This is a genomic window from Streptomyces sp. NPDC104309, from assembly GCF_055584025.1.
In genome coordinates, this window is sequence record NZ_JBVJMV010000051.1 from 1 (window position 1) to 16,867 (window position 16,867).

Genomic DNA, 16,867 nt, shown 5'->3' on the forward strand with positions numbered 1-16,867 from the left:
CTCACCGGCCCACGACCTGACCTCAGCAAGATCCCCACCCATGACAACACCAACGATCGACCTGCCTACCCGTCACGGCAAACACCGTTGCAGTATTAGGGCGCGTATCGGGTCGTGATCAATGAGCATCGCAGCTTCCGGGGCGGGTGTCCGTCTGGGGTACGGGGTCCGGCGATCTGCGGCTGCGCCGTGTGGGCGCGAGTGACCGGAAGCGATGCCGCAGGCAGGCAGCGGCGGGGCCCGAGGGCCCCGGCTGCGTGCCCGCCGGGATGGTGTGTCAGAGGACGGCGAGGCGGTCCACCAGCAGTTCCACCCTCTGCTCGGTGTCACCGGGCATCAGCCGTCCCGACCGGGTCAGGGTCGCAACCCCGTGCAGGGCCGCCCAGAACACCTCGGTGAACAGCCCCGGGTGGACGCCGTCCCCGGCAACCTCGCCGAGGCTCTCCAGTAGCGCGGCGAAGGCGTCCTTGAGCGGCTCCAAGGTGTCCTCCTGTGCGTACGCCAGACCGCCGTCGAGCTGGAAGATGGCGTCGTAGACCGCCGGGTTGCGTGCGGCGAAGTCGAGGTAGGCGCGCGCGAGGGCGGCGACCCGCTCGCGCGGGCCATCCACGGCGGCGGTCGCGGCCCGCACCGCCGCGGCCATCTCTGTGGCGCCCTGGAGGGCGACGGCGCCGATGATCTCGCGCTTGCCGCGGAAATGGCTGTAGAGCACGGGCTGGCTGTACTCGACGCGCTCGGCCAGCCGGCGCGTGGTGACCGCGTCCCAGCCCTGCTGCTCGGCGAGTTCACGGGCCGTCGCCACGATGAGGCGCTCGCGAACCGCCCGTTCGCGCTCCTTGCGTTCCTGTACCGACATAATTCGAATCCTAGCACCGCTAGACAAGCGAGCGACAGCAGCACTAGCGTTGCCACATCGGCTAGCAGCGCTAGATCCCAGGAGGGGCACCATGCTCAGCGCACTTCAGGTCATCACCACCGTGGTCGTCGGTCTGATGGTGGGGGTGGAGTTCTCCGTCGCCTTCGTCATGAACCCGATCTTCGACGCCCTCCCGGAGGACAGCAACCAGCAGGCCCACTCCCACGGGGGCCGGATGCTCGGCGCCGTGATGCCGGTCTGGTACATCGGCTCACTCGTCCTCGTCAGCATCTGGGCCGTCGCCGGATGGCACCACCACGGCACCGGCCTCGTCGTCGTCGCCGCCGCGCTGCTGATCGTCAGCGTGATCATGTCGATCCTGCTGCTCGTCCCGATCAACAACCAGGGCAAGACCTGGACCCCCGACAACCGGCCCGACGACTGGACGCAGCAGATGAAGCGCTGGGACCGCTACCACTACGTCCGCGTCGCCGTCATCGTCGCCGCCTTCGCCGTGCTGGTCGCCGCGCTCGTCTGAGCCAGGACACACCCACGGACCGATAGCGAGAAGAAGTACCGAAAATGGCCAAGCTGCAGAGTCTCGACCCGCACACACCGATGTTCGCGCAGTTCAAGGAGAAGACCGGGCCCATCGTCCTGGCCAACACCTTCGTCGTCCCGAAGGAGAGGACCGAAGCGTTCCTGGCCCTCTTTCGCAGGCAGGCCGAGTTCATGAAGGCCCAGCCGGGATTCGTCTCCCTGCAGATGCACAAGGGAACGGCGGGCAGCCGGCTCCTGATGAACGTCGCGGTCTGGGAGTCGACCGAGGCGCTCGCCACGGCGTTCGCCAGCCCGGAGTTCCAGCGCATGGTGGCCGAGTCCCCCAACGACATCGTGTCGTACCCGCACATCTTCGAGCAGATCGACGTATGACACGCCCCGAAAAGGAGTCACCATGCCCGTGGAACTGAATCACACCATCGTCCCCGCCCGTGACCCGCAAGCCTCGGCGCGGTTCCTGGCCGACATCCTCGGCCTGAGTGTCGATCCGCCGGTGGCGCACTTCACGCCGGCCACGCTGGCCAACCAAGTCAGCCTGGACTACGACCAGCTGGACGACTTCGAACCGCACCACTACGCGTTCATGGTCAGCGAGCAGGAGTTCGACGCCGCCCTCGCCCGCATCCAGCACGGTGGAATCACCCACTACGGCGATCCCGCCTGCCAAGACATCGGGCAGATCTACCGCAGTAAGCACACCGAAGGCCGCAGGGGCACCTACTTCCGCGACCCCGACGGACATCTCATGGAAATCCTCACCCGGGCGGCGCCGGGTCATGAGGCCGACGGCGGCGCAGCGGATCACGGCTTCGCTGGTGGCGGGATCGCGTTCGTAGATGCGCGGTCAGCCCCGCCGGCTCGGGGTCCCGCCCACCGACCAGACGTCCGGCAAATCGGCATCGGCGAAGACGAACCGGCAGGCCGGCGCGGTCAGAGACGCCCCGAGTAAGGCGATCCTGGCGCCCTGCCGGGCGGTAGGCGACCTGCTGGTCGCCGCCCTCATCCAACCCCGCGGGCCGACACCGCGCCGGTGGCGCGCAATCCCCACTCCCCGGGCGGCAGCGGGCCACCGAAATCCCGACATCCGGGAATGCAGTTGCCGCTCAGATCCCACAACTGCGATCCCGACAAACTACGCCCCTCGATCAGCCGCGTCCGCGCGGCCTGATCAGGCCCCACACGACTCAGCAAGCTCCACGAAGCTCACCAAGCTCACGAAGACTCGCAAGGAGAAGAACAATGCCGCTGAAGGAGATCAACACCGTCCTGGCCGCCGCCTTCATCCTCTTCATCCTCTGGTTCGGGGGGGGGGAGTTCATCCTGAGCCCGGAGACGACGGCGCCGAGCTTCGGCCTGCCGAGCTGGCCGTCGGGCGACGGCGACGGCTTCCTGATCACCAAGGGAATCCGCGACGTCGTCCTGGCCCTGGTCCTGGGCATCCTGCTGGTGACGGGCCACCGCCGGGCGCTGGGCTGGGTGCTGCTGATGGAGGCCCTCGCCGCGTACGGCGACATGACCACCGTGCTCGCCCACCACGGCTCCGTGGCCACCGCGCTCGGCGTCCACGCCCTGACCGCGACACTGATGGTGGTCAACGGCCTGCTGATAATGCGCGAGACCCGCAAGGTCGCGGCCGCTCCGACGACGCCCGCCCCGCAGCCCGCCTAACCTCGATCGTTCATGAGTCCTCGTCGGTGTGCTGACGGGGACTCTGTGTTTGCGAGGTGCGGTCTTTTCGGGGCTGGGGCACGTTGACGGTCCGGTTGTCGCGTCGGGTGGGCGCCGGGTTCCACTTTCCCGGTTTGGTGGCGCGGATCGTTGGGGCGGTCGGTGTGGCTGGTCAGCCGGGGCTCGGCAAGGCATTGAGCCGGTCGATTGCCCGGGTGACTTCGTCGGTCCAGGGCCATCGGGCGGTGAAGCGGAGCCAGCGGCGGCGGCCGGTGGTGACCAGTTGGGCGGCGGCGGAGAACAGTCGCAGGCGGAGTTTCTTGGGTTCCCAGCGGCGCGTTTCTGCAGTCAGGGCGAGCATCGGCATCCAGGCGAGGAGGTCGAGTGCGAGGGAGACGATCTCCAGCCAGATCCGGTTCTGTGCGGCGTCGTGCAGGGGCAGGTTGCGCAGGCCGGTGTCGCGGGCGTTTCGGATGCGGTCCTCGCAGCGGGCCCGCCTGCGGTGGCGTAGTTCAAGGTCGGCGAGCTGGCCGCCTTTGGTGTTGGTCGCGAAGCAGGTCAGTCGCAGTCCGTCGAGGTCGGTGAAGCGCAACTGGGCGCCGGGATGTGGCCGTTCCTTGCGGACGATCAGCCGCATCCCCTTGGGCCACGTGCTCAGGTCGGGCATGTCGGTGATCTCCGCGACCCAGGCGCCGGGCCGCTCGGCGCCTTCGGCGTCGTAAGCCGGTGTCCACGCCTTCTTCGGGATCTTCAGGACGGTCTGGTGGATGGCGTCGGTGATGGTCATGCCGACGGAATACGACAGCCACCGGCCCCGACGGGAGAGCCAGTCGAGGAAGGCGTGGGTGCCGCCGGCGGAGTCCGTGCGGATCAGTGTCTGCCGGCCCCGCCGCAGGTGTTTGGGGAGTTGGGCCAGGGCGAGCCCAGTGGTGGTGATGTGATCGCTCGCGGTGTTGGAGCCTGCGTTGCCGGGCCGCAGCAGGGCTGCCACCGGCACTCCGGAACCGGCCTGGCCGTGGTCGACGAACGCGACGAGCGGATGATGGCCAAAGGTCTTCTTCCAGGTCGCGGTGGCGTCCTGCTTCTCGGAGTGTGCAAGGACGAGCACGCCGTCGATGTCCACGATCACCGAGCCGTCGGCGGCGGGGCTGTTCGCCCCGGCCAGTTCCCAGACCCGCGAGCGTACTTCGGCCCGCGCCGACCGGATCGCGGTGAGCCATTTCGGTCCGGCTGCGGCGAGGGCGTCGATGAGCCGTGAGACCGTGGGGTCGGACGCCATCGGGCCGAACACGTCGGGCTCGGCCCGCAGCATGGCGACATCGGCGAGGCAGTCCCCGCCCAGAGCAACTCCGAGTGCGACATCCAGCAGAACCTTGCCTGGGTCGTGTACTGCCCGCGGCTTGCGCCACGGTGCCAATGCCACCGATATCGCGGTGTCCAGACCGGACTTGCGGACCGTCTCGACCAGCAGCACCGCCCCGGCCTGCGAGACCGCCCCGCTGCCACCGCCCTCGACGCGGACACGCGGGTACAACCCGATACGCTTGCTCACCTGGAGAGTGCTTCTTTCCGTGCAGCCAACAGGACCCTAGACAAGTCCCATCGTTGCAGTTCAGGAGCACTCTCCGCTTATTTGATCAAGGCATGGACGAGCACGCTCATGAAAGCGCGAGCCTAGGACCGCGACGGCAGCGTGAGCGCGGCGGAGGAACTGGCCCGGCTGCGGGCGGAGAACGCCCGGCTGCGCAAGGCCGAGCAGGAGTGGCAGCTGGAGCGCGAGATCCTGCGCCGGGCAGCGGCCTATTTCGCCCGAGAGGTGAAGTGAGCCCCCGCCTCTGGGACTTCATCTCCAACAACCGCGCCGACTTCGGCGTGCAGCGGATCTGCCGGGTGCTTGGGGTGTCCCGCGCCGGCTACTACCGGCATCTGGTCACCGAGCAGGCCCGAGCCGAGCGCCGGGCCGAGGAGAAGCGGACCGTGAGCGAGATCCGCGCCATCCACGCCGAACACCAGGGAGCGTATGGGGCTCCGCGCGTCCATGCGGAGCTGTGTGCGAGGGGACGGAGGATCAACCGCAAGCGCGTCACCCGGCTGATGCGGATCAACCACATCGTCGGCCGCCACCTACGCAAGAAGAAGCGGACGACGATCGCGGACAGGACCGCGCCGCCCGCGCCTGACCTGATCATGCGCGACTTCACCGCGGACACGCTGAATACCAGGTGGTGCGGCGACATCACTTACATAGCTGTCGGCTCGACGTGGTTCTATCTCGCCACGGTGATCGACATCTGCTCCAGGAAGGTGGTGGGCTGGTCGATCGCCGACCATATACGCACCTCGCTGGTCACCGACGCGATCGAGATGGCTGTGGTTGCCCGCAGCGGCCGGGTGCGAGGCGTCGTTTTCCACACGGACAGGGGCGCCCGATACAGCGCGGCCGCCTTCGCCGAGGTCTGCCGCCGGCACGGCATCCGCCGCAGCATGGGCCGGGTCGGCTCAAGCTATGACAATGCCCTCGCCGAGTCGTTCTTCCAGAGTCTCAAACGCGAGTTGCTCCACGGAAGGCACTGGACCTCGAAGGCACAGACCCGGCTGGAGCTGTTCCGCCGGCTGTCGTACTACAACCGGCGCCGTCGGCATTCCGCGCTCGGCTACCTCACACCAGCCGAGTTCGAACAGCAGCTGACCACATCACGTACGCTGTCACTCGTCGCATGAAACCCGGTGTCCACTCCCGGGGATCAACCTCATACCTCGACTTGCACCCTGCGTGATGAGTCGATAACGGTTCATGATCGCGATTCGCCGCAAAGTCGAGTTGAAGCTGACTCACGAATCAAGCAGCGCGCGACACGCCGTAGTGCCAGGCATCGAAACTTCCCTCTGGTCACTTTCACTCACCTGGCTGGCTGTCACTGCTCTGCGGGCCACATCAAGATCAGTTCGGTTAAGCCTGCGTCCGCTGCTCCCTCCCGCGGCCGGACCCGGCGCAGCGCGGCCGCTCTTCAGTCAGAGTCCGACCATTCCGAGCGGGCGCCCATCCTTGATCTGCACGATGACGAATGGATACCCGCTGCCAGTAGACGCTCGCTCCCACTGCCGTCGGACGAAGGCTTCGCCCGCCTCCTGCGAGTACGTCGCGGGAACAGTCATGATCAACGGGATGTAGTTGTCGGCGTACACGCGAATGCGCTCAGCCGGCTACGGGGATATGTACACAGGCTGCGTGGCCAGTCCGAGCGTCTCGGAGGGCGTGGTCATCCGCCATCTCAGGGTGGCGGACACGCATCGCCGTCCAGGGCTCCCTGCGGGCGTTGCCTGCGTCGGTGTTCCTCTCGGCGAGCCCGCACCTCATCGATCCGCCACCTCGTCTCCAAGCCCGGCCCCGGCCATCGCCGAGGCCCTTGGCTACCACGACAAGGCCGCAACACGACGGGTTGCCGATTCCGGAGAAACGTGAGCCCGAATCGCCCATCCGACTTTCAGGCAACTATGACCCGGCGCCCGCGCGTGTGGCCTGCTTGGCTGTCGATGTGCGCCGCCGCGGCCTCGGCGAGCGTGTACGACTTCTCGACCGGGATGTGGAGCTTTCCCCGCGAGATGAGGTCGGCGGCCACGGCGAGCGCTTCTGGCATGCTCCCGGCCACGCCAGAGAATCGGACACCGAGCTCCGGCGCACCGAGATCGGCGATGGAGATCACCTTCTGCGGGTTCCCAGTCAGATCGACGAGCTCGCGGATCACGCCCGAGCCGGCCAGATCGAGAGCCGCGTCGACATGGCCGAGCTGCCGCACCCGCTCGACCCAGCCCTCGCCATACGTCGTGGCGAGGGCGCCCAGGCTGCGCAGATAGTCCTGGTTCGCGGCCCCAGCCGTGCCGATCACCGTGATGCCGCGGTCTCGGGCGATCTGCAGCACCGCTGAGCCGACTCCTCCGGACGCGCCGCTGACCAGCAGCGTCTGCCCGGACTGCACACTGACCTCGCGGATGATGCGCAGCGCGGTCTCCACCACGGAGGGGTACCCGGCCGCCTTTTCGAACGTCACACCCTCGGGCATATGGGCCCAGGCCGACAGCACGGCGAACTCGGCATAGGTGCTGAAGCCTTCGCCGAACACATGGTCACCGACCTCGACTTCTTCGACGCCCTCGCCGACCTCGTCCACCACCCCAGCGGCGTCCAGTCCGACTCCGGAGGGCAACGCGATCGGATGGGCCCCCAGCTTCTGGCCTTCACGGATCCTCCAGTCGACGGGGTTAACGCCCGCCGCCCGCACAGCGATGCGTATCTGGCCGGGGCCCGCGTGGGGCTCCTCGGCGTCCACAAGGTTCAGAACGCCCGGACCGCCGAACTCGGCGAAGCTCACTTTCTTCATGCGGTGGACCATAGCACTAACGGTTAGCTTTTTGGAGCTGATGCAGGTTCGTATCTGATAGTGTCAGGGCATGACCGTGCCGCCCGGACGCCGTGAGCGCAAGAAGGCCGCGACCCGCCAGAAGATCGCCGACACGGCCCTCCGGCTCTTTTTGGAACGCGGGTACGAGGCGGTGGGAATCCGTGACGTGGCCGCTGAGGCCGACGTGGCCGTCACCACGCTCTTCTCCCACTTCGCCTCGAAAGAGGCCCTGGTGTTCGAGCAGGACGATGACTTCGAGCAACGCCTCACGCAGGCGGTCACCGGCCGGGCGCCGCACGAGCCGCTCATCCCCGTGCTACGCCGCGAGATCCAGTCCCTGGTCCGACATTGCACGGCGGACAGCGCCACCCCGATCTGGCGCATGATCGACGAATCTCCCGCCCTGCGGGAGTACGAGGAGTCGATGAGGCTGCGCCACGCGGAGTCGCTGGCATCGGCCATCGCCGCCGATCCCGACCTGTCACAGACCACAACGGCGAGCCGGACGATCGCGAGGTTCGTGATCGACGCCTACTCACTGGCCCGCGAGGCACCCAGTCCGGACGCCGCGTTGGACGAGATCTTCCGGATGATCGAGGCAGCCTGGGCCGTCACCTGCCCCTCCAGAAACTCCACCGGCACGGCCGGACTGTAGTCAGGACTCGACCCCGCCCGACGCTCACCCATCCGGGAAGCCGTCGCCAGGGCGTACAGCTTCATGTCTACGTACGGCCGTACCTCACTGAGCACACAGACCTGTACGCCGACAGTAGTCATCGCTCGATGCCTCCCGCACGAGAGGCAGATCGCCGAACTCCCAAGGACGGAGCAGGGACCTCTCGCCCGCGACATCCTCCCGGCCGGCCCTGGCGCCCGGAACCTCACCGAGCTGTTCGCCAGCATCGACGAGAAGCTCGACGCAGCGGCAGCAACGGCACCCAAGACGCAGTGCAGTGACCGTGACGTGCTGAACCTGTTGATCAAGCGTGCCAAGGTCCCTCACCTCGGGCCCGCGAACTACGGCTGGTTCACCGACCCATCCTGGGCACTCTGCCTCAAGCCGGCCGGCACCCCGACAGCCGACCGACCGCTGGTCGGGATGTGTGACTCCGCCCGTTGCCCGCAGGCCACCCATCACCTTTGCCACCGTCCCGTCGGGGCCGAGCACGCGGAACGCACCGGGACCTTCCTCGGCCAGCTCGGCACCACACGAAAGACCGAACACACCCGGCTTCAGGGCGACTACGACCGGGCCCTCCGCGTCGTGGCCGAGATCGACGCCGCCAGCGTGACCGAGGTTGAGGAGTCAGCGTGAGAATTCCCCGAGCCCAGCGGGCTGAGAACGAGAACCGTATCCGGGCAGCCATGGACCGCCTCGTGCGCGGCGAGCTCCCGCCCGGCGAAAAGTGCGACATCAAGACCCTCCCCCGTGAAGCGGGCGTCGACCGCACGGCCTTCTATGGCACCCGTCCCTACTCCCGGCTCCGTGCCGAGTTCGAGCGTCGCCGCCCGTTGACACCCATCTCGACGCCGACTGTGCTGAGCACCACCGGGACACCGATGGCCTTCGCGAACTTCGCCAGGTAACGGGTGTTGAGCTCGATGACCCTTCGATCCTGCTCGAAGAACAGGTCGAGCACCCCGTCCTGGTAGTCGATCAGTGCCAGGACGGTCTCCGAGGCGTCGAAGACGGGACGTGTCTGCTCACTCATGATGCTGCCTTTCTCGGGGTCATATCTCACCAGCCACGCGCCCAGCACTGAGGCCGACCGAGCGGTGAGGTGCGGCGGAGCGTCCGCCGCACCACGAGTTTCCGAGCAAGGACCAGGCCGGCACATCGGTCGTACGACTTCCGGTTGACGGACACCTACGGTGCAGTCGATCGACTGCACCAGGTGCAGGTACCGAGCAACTCCCTCACGCCCCGAGCACGCACACCGACCACGGGCGACCGCACTTCGCGCCCGCCATGAACTCCGCGTCGACGCAATTTCAGGGTGTCCAACGGGATTTCGCCGGCACCACGCACCAAGTTCCGAGACCAGGTGCGGACCAACTCGGCTTCGCGCAGGGTGATTCCATTCATTGCCGCAGGTCAGAGACGGGCGAGGCCGTGCAGCACAAGGAGACGAAGAACCTGCTGGAAGCACTCCTGCACGGCATCCCGCATCTGGGAGCAGTCCAAGATCGCTCGCCACGACAGCCACTTGCTTTGTGGGATTTCAACAAAACGCCAGGCCGAGCACCGCGGCCCCGCACCAGAGAGTGACTCGGTCGCCCGTCAGGCGGAATCGATCGGTGGCCACCCAGCCTGCAACGACCACCTCAGCGCCGCCGAGGTAGGACACGGACCCCTCACTGGTCGGCACGGCACTGCACCGGCGTGCCGAGTTCGCCGTCACGGCAAAAGCGGAGTTCGCCGCCCCGAACAGCACGGAGTGTCCGCACGTTCAGGATTCATCCACCGTGGACACTTCCACTTCTGGCCACCACGGTGTACGGCTTCGCCCCAATAACACCCCGTTGGGCTGGTCCGCAGTGCCCTACCCCATCCCGACCAACGGCAATCAGTCTCACCGTAGCCGCACGGAAGACCGCCCCTGACGCAATCACTGGCTGGAGCGTCCCGCCGCACCCCGTGCAGACGATGCGCGATCCACGCTGGACGTCGGCGTCCAGCCACAACCGAACGCACCCCGCTTCGGGAACGGGGCACGCCCACGGACGTTCTCGCGCGTGACCTTCGCTGCCGCAAGGCCGATACTGCCGACAGCGGCACTCCACCCGAGCCCCACCCGACCGTGCGCCCAACCTGACGAACCGTCACCAAAGTCAGCATTGAGTCAGCATCAGTACCGCCACAGCCCGCTCCCGGCCGCTACGGACCGCCAAGATCAAGAACTGCCCATACCTGCTCTGAACAGCAAAAAACACAGGTCGAAGACCCACCCGCTAAGCTTCCCAGGAGGTACCCATGAGGATGCTCATCAACGTCCCCGAAACCGTTGTCGCGGACGCGCTGCGCGGTATGGCCGCCGCTCATCCCGAGCTCACCGTGGATGTCGAGAATCGTGTCGTCCTACGGCGTGACGCGCCCGTGGCGGGGAAGGTTGCGCTCGTCTCCGGGGGCGGATCCGGGCACGAACCGTTGCATGCCGGGTTCGTCGGGCCGGGAATGCTCTCGGCGGCCTGTCCGGGAGAGGTGTTCACCTCGCCCGTGCCGGATCAGATGGTTCGGGCCGCCGCCGCGGTCGACAGCGGGGCGGGGGTGCTCTTCGTCGTCAAGAACTACACCGGTGACGTACTGAACTTCGAGATGGCCGCCGAGCTCGCCGAGGAGGAGGGGGTGCGGGTCGCCCAGGTGCTCGTCGATGACGACGTGGCGGTGACCGACAGCCTGTTCACGGCCGGGCGGCGTGGCACGGGCGCGACGCTGTTCGTCGAGAAGATCGCCGGGGCGGCGGCCGACGAGGGTGCGCCGTTGGAGCGGGTGGAGGCCATCGCCCGGCAGGTGAACGAGGCGTCGCGAAGTTTCGGCGTGGCGCTCAGCGCCGTCACCACGCCCGCCAAGGGGTCCCCCACGTTCGACCTGCCGTCGGGCGAGCTGGAGCTCGGGATCGGCATTCACGGCGAGCCGGGGCGGGAGCGGCGTCCGATGATGACGTCGCGGGAGATCGCGGACTTCGCCGTGGACGCGGTGCTGGAGGACCTGCGGCCGAACGCACCGGTGATCGTGCTGGTCAACGGGATGGGCGCGACGCCACTGCTGGAGCTGTACGGGTTCAATGCCGAGGTGCAGCGGGTGCTGTCCGAGCGGGGTGTGGTAGCGGCTCGTACGCTCGTGGGGAACTATGTGACCTCGCTCGACATGGCGGGCTGTTCGGTGACGCTCTGCCAGGCCGACGAGGAGTTGCTGCGCCTCTGGGACGCGCCGGTGGAGACTCCGGCGCTGCGCTGGGGCCGTTGACCCGCCGACAAGGAGATCATGTGCTCGACGCCGACTTCTTCCACCGTTGGATGACCGCGGCCGCGACCGCCGTGGACCGCGAGGCGGACCATCTCACCGAGCTCGACTCGGCGATCGGGGACGCCGACCACGGCAGCAATATGCAGCGCGGATTCGCCGCGGTGACCGCGGTCCTGAACAAGGAACAGCCGCCCACCCCGGGTGGTGTGCTGATGCTCGCCGGACGGCAGTTGATCTCGACGGTCGGCGGGGCCTCGGGCCCGTTGTACGGGACGCTGCTGCGACGCACCGGAAAGGCGCTGGGCGACGCGCCCGCCGTGACACCGCAGCAATTGGCGGAGGCGCTCGGGGTGGGCGTCGCGGCCGTGGCGCAGCTGGGCGGGGCGCATGCCGGGGACAAGACAATGCTCGACGCGCTGCTGCCGGCCGCCGAGGCACTCGACACGTCGTTCAAGGCGGCCCGGGAGGCGGCCGAGGCGGGAGCACTGGCGACGGTGCCCCTGCAGGCTCGCAAGGGCAGGGCGAGCTATCTGGGTGAGCGCAGCATCGGGCATCAGGATCCGGGGGCCACGTCCTCCGCGCTGCTGATCGCCGCGTTGGCGGATACCGACGGTGCCGACGGGGGTGACGCGTGAGCGGCGGGAAGCAGGTCGGGATCGTGCTGGTCTCGCACAGTGGCCCGGTGGCCGAGTCCGTCGCCGAGCTGGCCAGGGGCCTCGCCGCCGGTGGTGCGACGGCGCCGGTCGCCGCCGCGGGCGGCACGCCCGCGGGTGGGCTCGGGACCAGTGAGGAGCTGATCGCCGAGGCCGCCAGGTCGGTGGACGGTGGTGCGGGGGTCGCGTTGCTGGTGGATCTGGGCAGCGCGGTACTCACGGTCAAGACGATGCTGGCCGACGGCGACGAACTGCCGGTCGGCTCGCGGCTGGTGGACGCGCCGTTCCTGGAGGGCGCGGTGGCCGCCGTGGTCACCGCGTCGGCGGGCGGCGACATCGCGGAGGTGGAGGCCGCGGCGTCCGAGGCGTACGGGTATCGCAAGGTGTAGCAGCCGGAATTCCACGGTCCGTGAGGCCGCCTCGCACCCGGTGTTCATGGGGTGCGGGGCGGCTCCGGGCGGGTTCTCGGGCCGTCAGGCCGCCGGCGCCGACCAGGCTGCCTCGATCCTGACCTGCACCTTCTGTGTCGTGCCGTTGACCGTCACGGCGAGCGTGATCGTGCCCGGCCGGAGCCCGGTGAGGATGCCGGTGGACGGGTCGAGGACCGCCGTGTGGCGTGGGCGGGCACCGTCGCGGTCACCGATGCGGACGTTCGGGGATCCGGTCCAGTCCGCGGCCAGCGGGAAGCCGACCGGAACACGGCGGGCGCCCTGGGTGACGGTCGCCGTGACCTTTGTACGGCTTCCGGTACCGAGCACCGGCGGCGCCTCGATCTCCAGCGCGTCGACATGCGCACGGGTCTGCACGGAGACCCAGTCGGGACCGCCCTGCCACGGCCGCTGCCGGGCGATGGCCTGTTCACCGGAGTTGATGCGGTCGGCGCCGACCAGCGACCAGCCGGTGAAGCCGCCCTCGCCCGCCGGCCCGGCCGGTGCCTTCCCCGAGTTGCCGTTGATCAGGTACGGCACTCCGTCGACGTGCGAGGCGTGGAAGACCCCGACGTGGCTGCCGATGAAGGCGGCCCCCTTGCCCGTCGTACGACGGAAGTCGGCGAGCCAGTGTTCGACGAGGGCCGCTTCCTTCCGGTCCCCGAGCTGGCTGCCCTTCTGCACGGTCGGGTCTCGTGGCGGCACGTGCTCGATGAGCATGACCGAGTCGACGGTCCGGTCCTTCGCCGCCGCGTCCAGCTGGGCGCGCAACTGCTTGATCTGGGCGAAGCCCCCGGCGCGCAGGCTGAGGCCGGATGTGTCGAGGGTGACGAAGCGGGTGCCCTTGTGGTCGAACGTCCGCTGGGCGGGTCCGAATTCGGTGACGAAATTGTCGATGCTGCCGCCCATCACCTCATGGTTGCCCGGTACGTAGTACCAGGGCAGTGAGTCGCCGAGTTCCTCGGTGAGGATCCGGTGCGCGAAGGCCAGGTCCGCGGGCGATCCCTCGTCGATGAGGTCACCGTTGATCACCAGGAAGTCCGGTCGGGCGGCCTTGATCTCGCGCAGGGTGCGGCGTGCCTGGGCGACGATCGCGCTGTCCGGGTCGCGGGCGACGAACTGGGCGTCGGACATCACGGCGAACCGCCAGTCCCGCCGCTCGGTCACGGCGGCCGGATCGATCAACGGGTCCGCCGGTGCCGCCTGTTCGGGAAGGTCGACGGTGGGCGGCACCTGGGCGGTGAGCTCGTCGATGACGATTTCGCCCGTGTACTGCTGGGCTGCCGCGGTCTCCGCGAGGTAGAAGCGGAACACGGAGAGCGGCATGGCGGCTCCCGGGGGCACGGCGAAGGTGATCTGCCGCCAGCCGGTCCAGGTGACATACGGTCCACGCAGCAATTGGTCGGAACCCGCGGCGTCCTTGAGGTGGAGGGTCGGCCAGGCGCCCTTCCCGTCGCCCTTGATCCACAACTTGAACGACTGGGGCTGGCCGGGCACGGGGACGGGCTGGGGCGGGGCCGCGTAGGCGGCGCGGGTGGCGGTGGACCGGGTGAAGTCGTAGGTGAGTTTCAGGCCGGTGCCGGTGCGTCCGTCGGGCGTGCCCGAGAGGGATCCGCTCGCCCGTGCCTGGCTGAACTTCCAGGAGTCCGCGTCGTCGAAGGAGGAGACGGCCTGCTCGGTGAGGCCGACGCCGACGGCGAGGACGGTCGTGGTGCCCGCGACGGTCGCCCTGATCTGTCCGGCGCCGGCGCCGGTGCGTGAGGTGACTCTGTAGGAGCCCCGGCCGTCGTCGCGGACGTCGAAGAGCGCATGGTCGTAGTCGAGGGCGATGTCGCGCGGCTCGACGGGGGCGCTGGTGCCGTGGGCGTCGAGGCCGACGATGCCGAAGGTGCCGGTCGCGTCGGCGTCGGCGAGACCCACCCGTCGGGTGGTCGGCTCGATCCGGGCGAGCTGGTCGAGGACGGTCAGGGTGGTGGTACCGCGCGCCGCTCCCTTTTCGGCGCGTATGCCCGTGGTGCCGCCGCGGCGTGCGGTGAAGAGCCCGTGGCCGTCGACCGCGCCGACGGCGCTTCGCACCGTGTGCCAGCGCGGGGTGCCCTGGGCGGGGCCGTACGTCTCGTCGTATCCGGTCGCGGTGAGGCGTCGGCTGAGCCCGGGGAAGACGCGGTCGGGGTGGCCGCCCTTGACGGGGTCGACGCCCGGTGCGGAACCGGCCGGTGTGCGTGGCTGGACCCAGAAACCCTTGAGCCGGCCGCTGCCGTCGGGAGCGGTGAGGGCGAGACCGTTGGGGACGGTGCGTTCGCTGCCGTCGGACGGGCTGTTCTCCACGCGGAGCGCGTCGCTGCCGGGCTCGCGCGCAACGAGGGTCGACGATCCGCCGCCGTCCAGGTTGAGGGCGCTGTACGACCCGGCGCGCCGCATCATCAGGCCGAGTTCGGTGAGGGTGACGCCGCCGCTGTCGGCCTGCCTGCCGTCGACAGTGAGGATCTGCATGCTCCCGCCGTCCTTGGAGAAGCCGACGGCGGTGCGGGGTGCGGCGGTGTTGTTGCCCTCGCCGTCGTGGTTCTGCGGGACTCCGTCGACGACGAGGAGTTCGCGGCCGCCGACCGCGGTGCGGGGCACGGCGCCGCTGTCGGGGCGTGCCCGGTACGTCAGGGACACCGGGTCGCCGGGCTTCAGGGCGTCGAGTGCGGCGGCTGCTGCCTCGCGGCCGACGAGGACGGTGGTGTCGTCGGGGACGGCTCCTGATCCGGGGCTGTGCGCGACGGAGACGACCTTTCCGTCCCGTACGACCGCTTCGACGACGGGGGTCGCGTCATCCACGGTGAGGGCATGGTCGGCGCTGCCCCAGGCGGAGGTGTACGCGCCGATTCCCCCGGCCGGCACATTGGCGGCGTTGTACGCGGCGAGCGGCCGCTGTCCGGAGGGGAGAGTGAGGGTTCCCTCGAAGTGGAGGTTCAGGATGCGTCCCGCGCTGCCGGGGCCGATACCGACGGCCCGGTTGATTCCCGGGGCCGGGGACTGGACGGTGACGCCGTCCTTGATGCCGATCCCCTCCGGCGCACCGGTCTGGTTGATGTCGAAGAAGTCGGCGTTGATCGCGGCGACGGTGCGGCGGCCGCGGCCCGCGTCGTGTCCGGCGGCGAGTTCGGAGACCGTGTGCCGTTCGGAGACCTTGCCGGAGGAGAGGTAGTCGGCGTTCACCCCGCTGCCGACGAGGTCCACGGAGAGGGAGTCGACCCGTAGCCACTTGTCGGATTCGAGCCGGTCGTAGGAGCTGAGACGGACACCGGGGGCGATCGGGCGCGATGTGCGAGCGGTCTCGATCCCGTCGCCGTCCACGACGGATCCGAGCTCCCCCGCCGGGTTGCTCGCGGGCGGCGGGGCGACCGGTCTGAGGACTTCGGCGGCGGTACGGGGACGGGGGTCGGGGCCCGAATCGGCGAGGGCGGGCGAGATCGCGCCGGCCGTCAGGGCGCAGACCGTCGCGAGCAGTACGAGCGGTCGCGCGACACGCCTGTGGCTTCCCGCGGCCCCGGAGCGCGATCGGGTCGTTCTGTCGACTGTGCCTCGGGCCACAGATCCTCCTGGAATCGCGATGGTTGCGCGGCCCGGTCCACGGGCGGAAAGCGCTGTCGGCGCACAGCATGTCCGCGCCCACGGCGGCGCACCAGAGGGCATCGGGGACCTCGGGGGAAACAGCGCACGTCGACTCGATGACCGAGATGATCACTAGGACAGGGGTGTCGTCGGCGGCGGCGTTCGGCGCCGGCACGCAGACTTGAGGACATGTCATCCCAGAAGCGCTCCACACGCAGTGCGGGTCTTCTCCTGTTCCGCCGGCCGTCCGGGGCCGACCGCGCCGGGTTCGAGGTGCTCATCGGCCATATGGGCGGCCCGTTCTGGGCGGGCCGGGAGAGCGCGGCATGGTCGATCCCCAAGGGTGAGTACGGCCCCGACGAGGAGCCCGCGGCGGCCGCCCGTCGTGAGTTCGAGGAGGAGTTCGGCCGCCCGGCGCCGGAGGGCGAGTGGGTGGCGCTCGGTGAGGCCCGTCAGTCCGGCGGCAAGACCGTGACGGTGTGGGCGCTGGAGGCGGATCTCGATGCCACCGCGGCCGTTCCCGGGACGTTCACCATGGAGTGGCCGCGCGGGTCCGGTGTGTTGCGGGAGTTCCCCGAGGTCGACCGGTTCGCCTGGTGCGCGGCCCAGGAGGCGGCCGAGCGTCTGGTCACGGGGCAGCGGGTCTTCCTCGACCGGCTGCGGGAGCATGTAGGGGGCGGACGGGTGACGCCCGCTCAGGACGGCTCCTGAGCGGGCTGTTCGCCGTCGCGCGG

General features: G+C 69.0%; 15 protein-coding genes and 1 pseudogene. 11 read left to right on the plus strand and 5 right to left on the minus strand.

Features of this window, described 5'->3' with window-relative positions; translation table 11 throughout:
• Positions 1-277: 277 nt before the first annotated feature.
• Positions 278-856, minus strand: coding sequence for a TetR/AcrR family transcriptional regulator (locus tag ACZ68L_RS39765; protein WP_469587809.1), 579 nt, complete (start codon positions 854-856; stop codon positions 278-280).
• A 91-nt stretch (positions 857-947) separates the two neighbouring features.
• On the opposite strand from ACZ68L_RS39765, the gene ACZ68L_RS39770 reads away from it, so the two are divergent.
• The 4 genes from ACZ68L_RS39770 to ACZ68L_RS39785 all read left to right on the plus strand — a co-directional run bounded on the left by ACZ68L_RS39770 (position 948) and on the right by ACZ68L_RS39785 (position 3,085).
• Positions 948-1,394 carry an anthrone oxygenase family protein gene (locus ACZ68L_RS39770; protein WP_469587812.1) on the plus strand — a complete coding sequence of 149 codons (447 nt, stop codon included), beginning with the start codon at positions 948-950 and terminating at the stop codon, positions 1,392-1,394.
• Positions 1,395-1,438: 44 nt separating this feature from the next.
• The gene (locus ACZ68L_RS39775) at positions 1,439-1,789 is read left to right on the plus strand and encodes an antibiotic biosynthesis monooxygenase family protein (RefSeq protein ID WP_469587815.1); all 351 of its coding nucleotides are present in this window, start codon (positions 1,439-1,441) and stop codon (positions 1,787-1,789) included.
• 22 nt (positions 1,790-1,811) lie between these two features.
• Entirely contained in the window at positions 1,812-2,366 is a 555-nt protein-coding gene (locus ACZ68L_RS39780; RefSeq protein WP_469587818.1) for a VOC family protein, read from the plus strand.
• 290 nt (positions 2,367-2,656) lie between these two features.
• Positions 2,657-3,085 carry a DUF4267 domain-containing protein gene (locus tag ACZ68L_RS39785; RefSeq protein WP_469587821.1) on the plus strand — a complete coding sequence of 143 codons (429 nt, stop codon included), beginning with the start codon at positions 2,657-2,659 and terminating at the stop codon, positions 3,083-3,085.
• 172 nt (positions 3,086-3,257) lie between these two features.
• On the opposite strand, the gene ACZ68L_RS39790 is transcribed toward ACZ68L_RS39785, so the two are convergent.
• Positions 3,258-4,637, minus strand: coding sequence for an IS1380 family transposase (locus ACZ68L_RS39790; protein ID WP_469587824.1), 1,380 nt, complete (start codon positions 4,635-4,637; stop codon positions 3,258-3,260).
• Positions 4,638-4,787: 150 nt separating this feature from the next.
• On the opposite strand from ACZ68L_RS39790, the pseudogene ACZ68L_RS39795 reads away from it, so the two are divergent.
• A pseudogene (locus ACZ68L_RS39795) lies at positions 4,788-5,806 on the plus strand (IS3 family transposase); the annotation flags it as partial.
• Between the two features lie 764 nt (positions 5,807-6,570).
• On the opposite strand, the gene ACZ68L_RS39800 reads toward ACZ68L_RS39795, so the two are convergent.
• Complete coding sequence (locus ACZ68L_RS39800) at positions 6,571-7,464, minus strand: NADP-dependent oxidoreductase (RefSeq protein ID WP_469587827.1); 894 nt, start codon at positions 7,462-7,464, stop codon at positions 6,571-6,573.
• A gap of 70 nt (positions 7,465-7,534) precedes the next feature.
• Here ACZ68L_RS39800 and ACZ68L_RS39805 point away from each other — a divergent pair, with 70 nt between their 5' ends.
• The gene (locus ACZ68L_RS39805; protein WP_469587829.1) at positions 7,535-8,140 is read left to right on the plus strand and encodes a TetR/AcrR family transcriptional regulator; all 606 of its coding nucleotides are present in this window, start codon (positions 7,535-7,537) and stop codon (positions 8,138-8,140) included.
• A 63-nt stretch (positions 8,141-8,203) separates the two neighbouring features.
• Positions 8,204-8,800 (plus strand): hypothetical protein, encoded by a 597-nt coding sequence (locus tag ACZ68L_RS39810; protein WP_469587831.1) that lies wholly within the window; start codon positions 8,204-8,206, stop codon positions 8,798-8,800.
• Between the two features lie 157 nt (positions 8,801-8,957).
• Here the strand turns inward: ACZ68L_RS39810 and ACZ68L_RS39815 are convergent, their stop codons facing one another.
• Entirely contained in the window at positions 8,958-9,197 is a 240-nt protein-coding gene (locus ACZ68L_RS39815; RefSeq protein WP_469587833.1) for a hypothetical protein, read from the minus strand.
• Positions 9,198-10,459: 1,262 nt separating this feature from the next.
• Here ACZ68L_RS39815 and dhaK point away from each other — a divergent pair.
• The 3 genes from dhaK to ACZ68L_RS39830 are packed head-to-tail and all read left to right on the plus strand — an operon-like array spanning position 10,460 to position 12,494.
• Positions 10,460-11,452, plus strand: coding sequence for a dihydroxyacetone kinase subunit DhaK (gene dhaK, locus ACZ68L_RS39820; RefSeq protein WP_469587836.1), 993 nt, complete (start codon positions 10,460-10,462; stop codon positions 11,450-11,452).
• A 20-nt stretch (positions 11,453-11,472) separates the two neighbouring features.
• Positions 11,473-12,087, plus strand: a complete 615-nt coding sequence (gene dhaL, locus ACZ68L_RS39825) for a dihydroxyacetone kinase subunit DhaL (protein WP_469587838.1) — start codon at positions 11,473-11,475, stop codon at positions 12,085-12,087.
• A complete protein-coding gene (locus tag ACZ68L_RS39830) occupies positions 12,084-12,494 on the plus strand; it encodes a PTS-dependent dihydroxyacetone kinase phosphotransferase subunit DhaM (protein ID WP_469587841.1) in 411 nt (136 codons plus the stop codon). The genes dhaL and ACZ68L_RS39830 overlap by 4 nt, the downstream gene beginning before the upstream one ends.
• An 84-nt stretch (positions 12,495-12,578) precedes the next feature.
• Here ACZ68L_RS39830 and ACZ68L_RS39835 read toward each other — a convergent pair whose 3' ends face one another.
• Positions 12,579-16,028, minus strand: a complete 3,450-nt coding sequence (locus ACZ68L_RS39835) for a phosphodiester glycosidase family protein (RefSeq protein WP_469587928.1) — start codon at positions 16,026-16,028, stop codon at positions 12,579-12,581.
• Positions 16,029-16,322: 294 nt separating this feature from the next.
• On the opposite strand from ACZ68L_RS39835, the gene ACZ68L_RS39840 reads away from it, so the two are divergent.
• The gene (locus ACZ68L_RS39840) at positions 16,323-16,844 is read left to right on the plus strand and encodes an NUDIX hydrolase (RefSeq protein WP_469587844.1); all 522 of its coding nucleotides are present in this window, start codon (positions 16,323-16,325) and stop codon (positions 16,842-16,844) included.
• Positions 16,845-16,867: the final 23 nt, after the last annotated feature.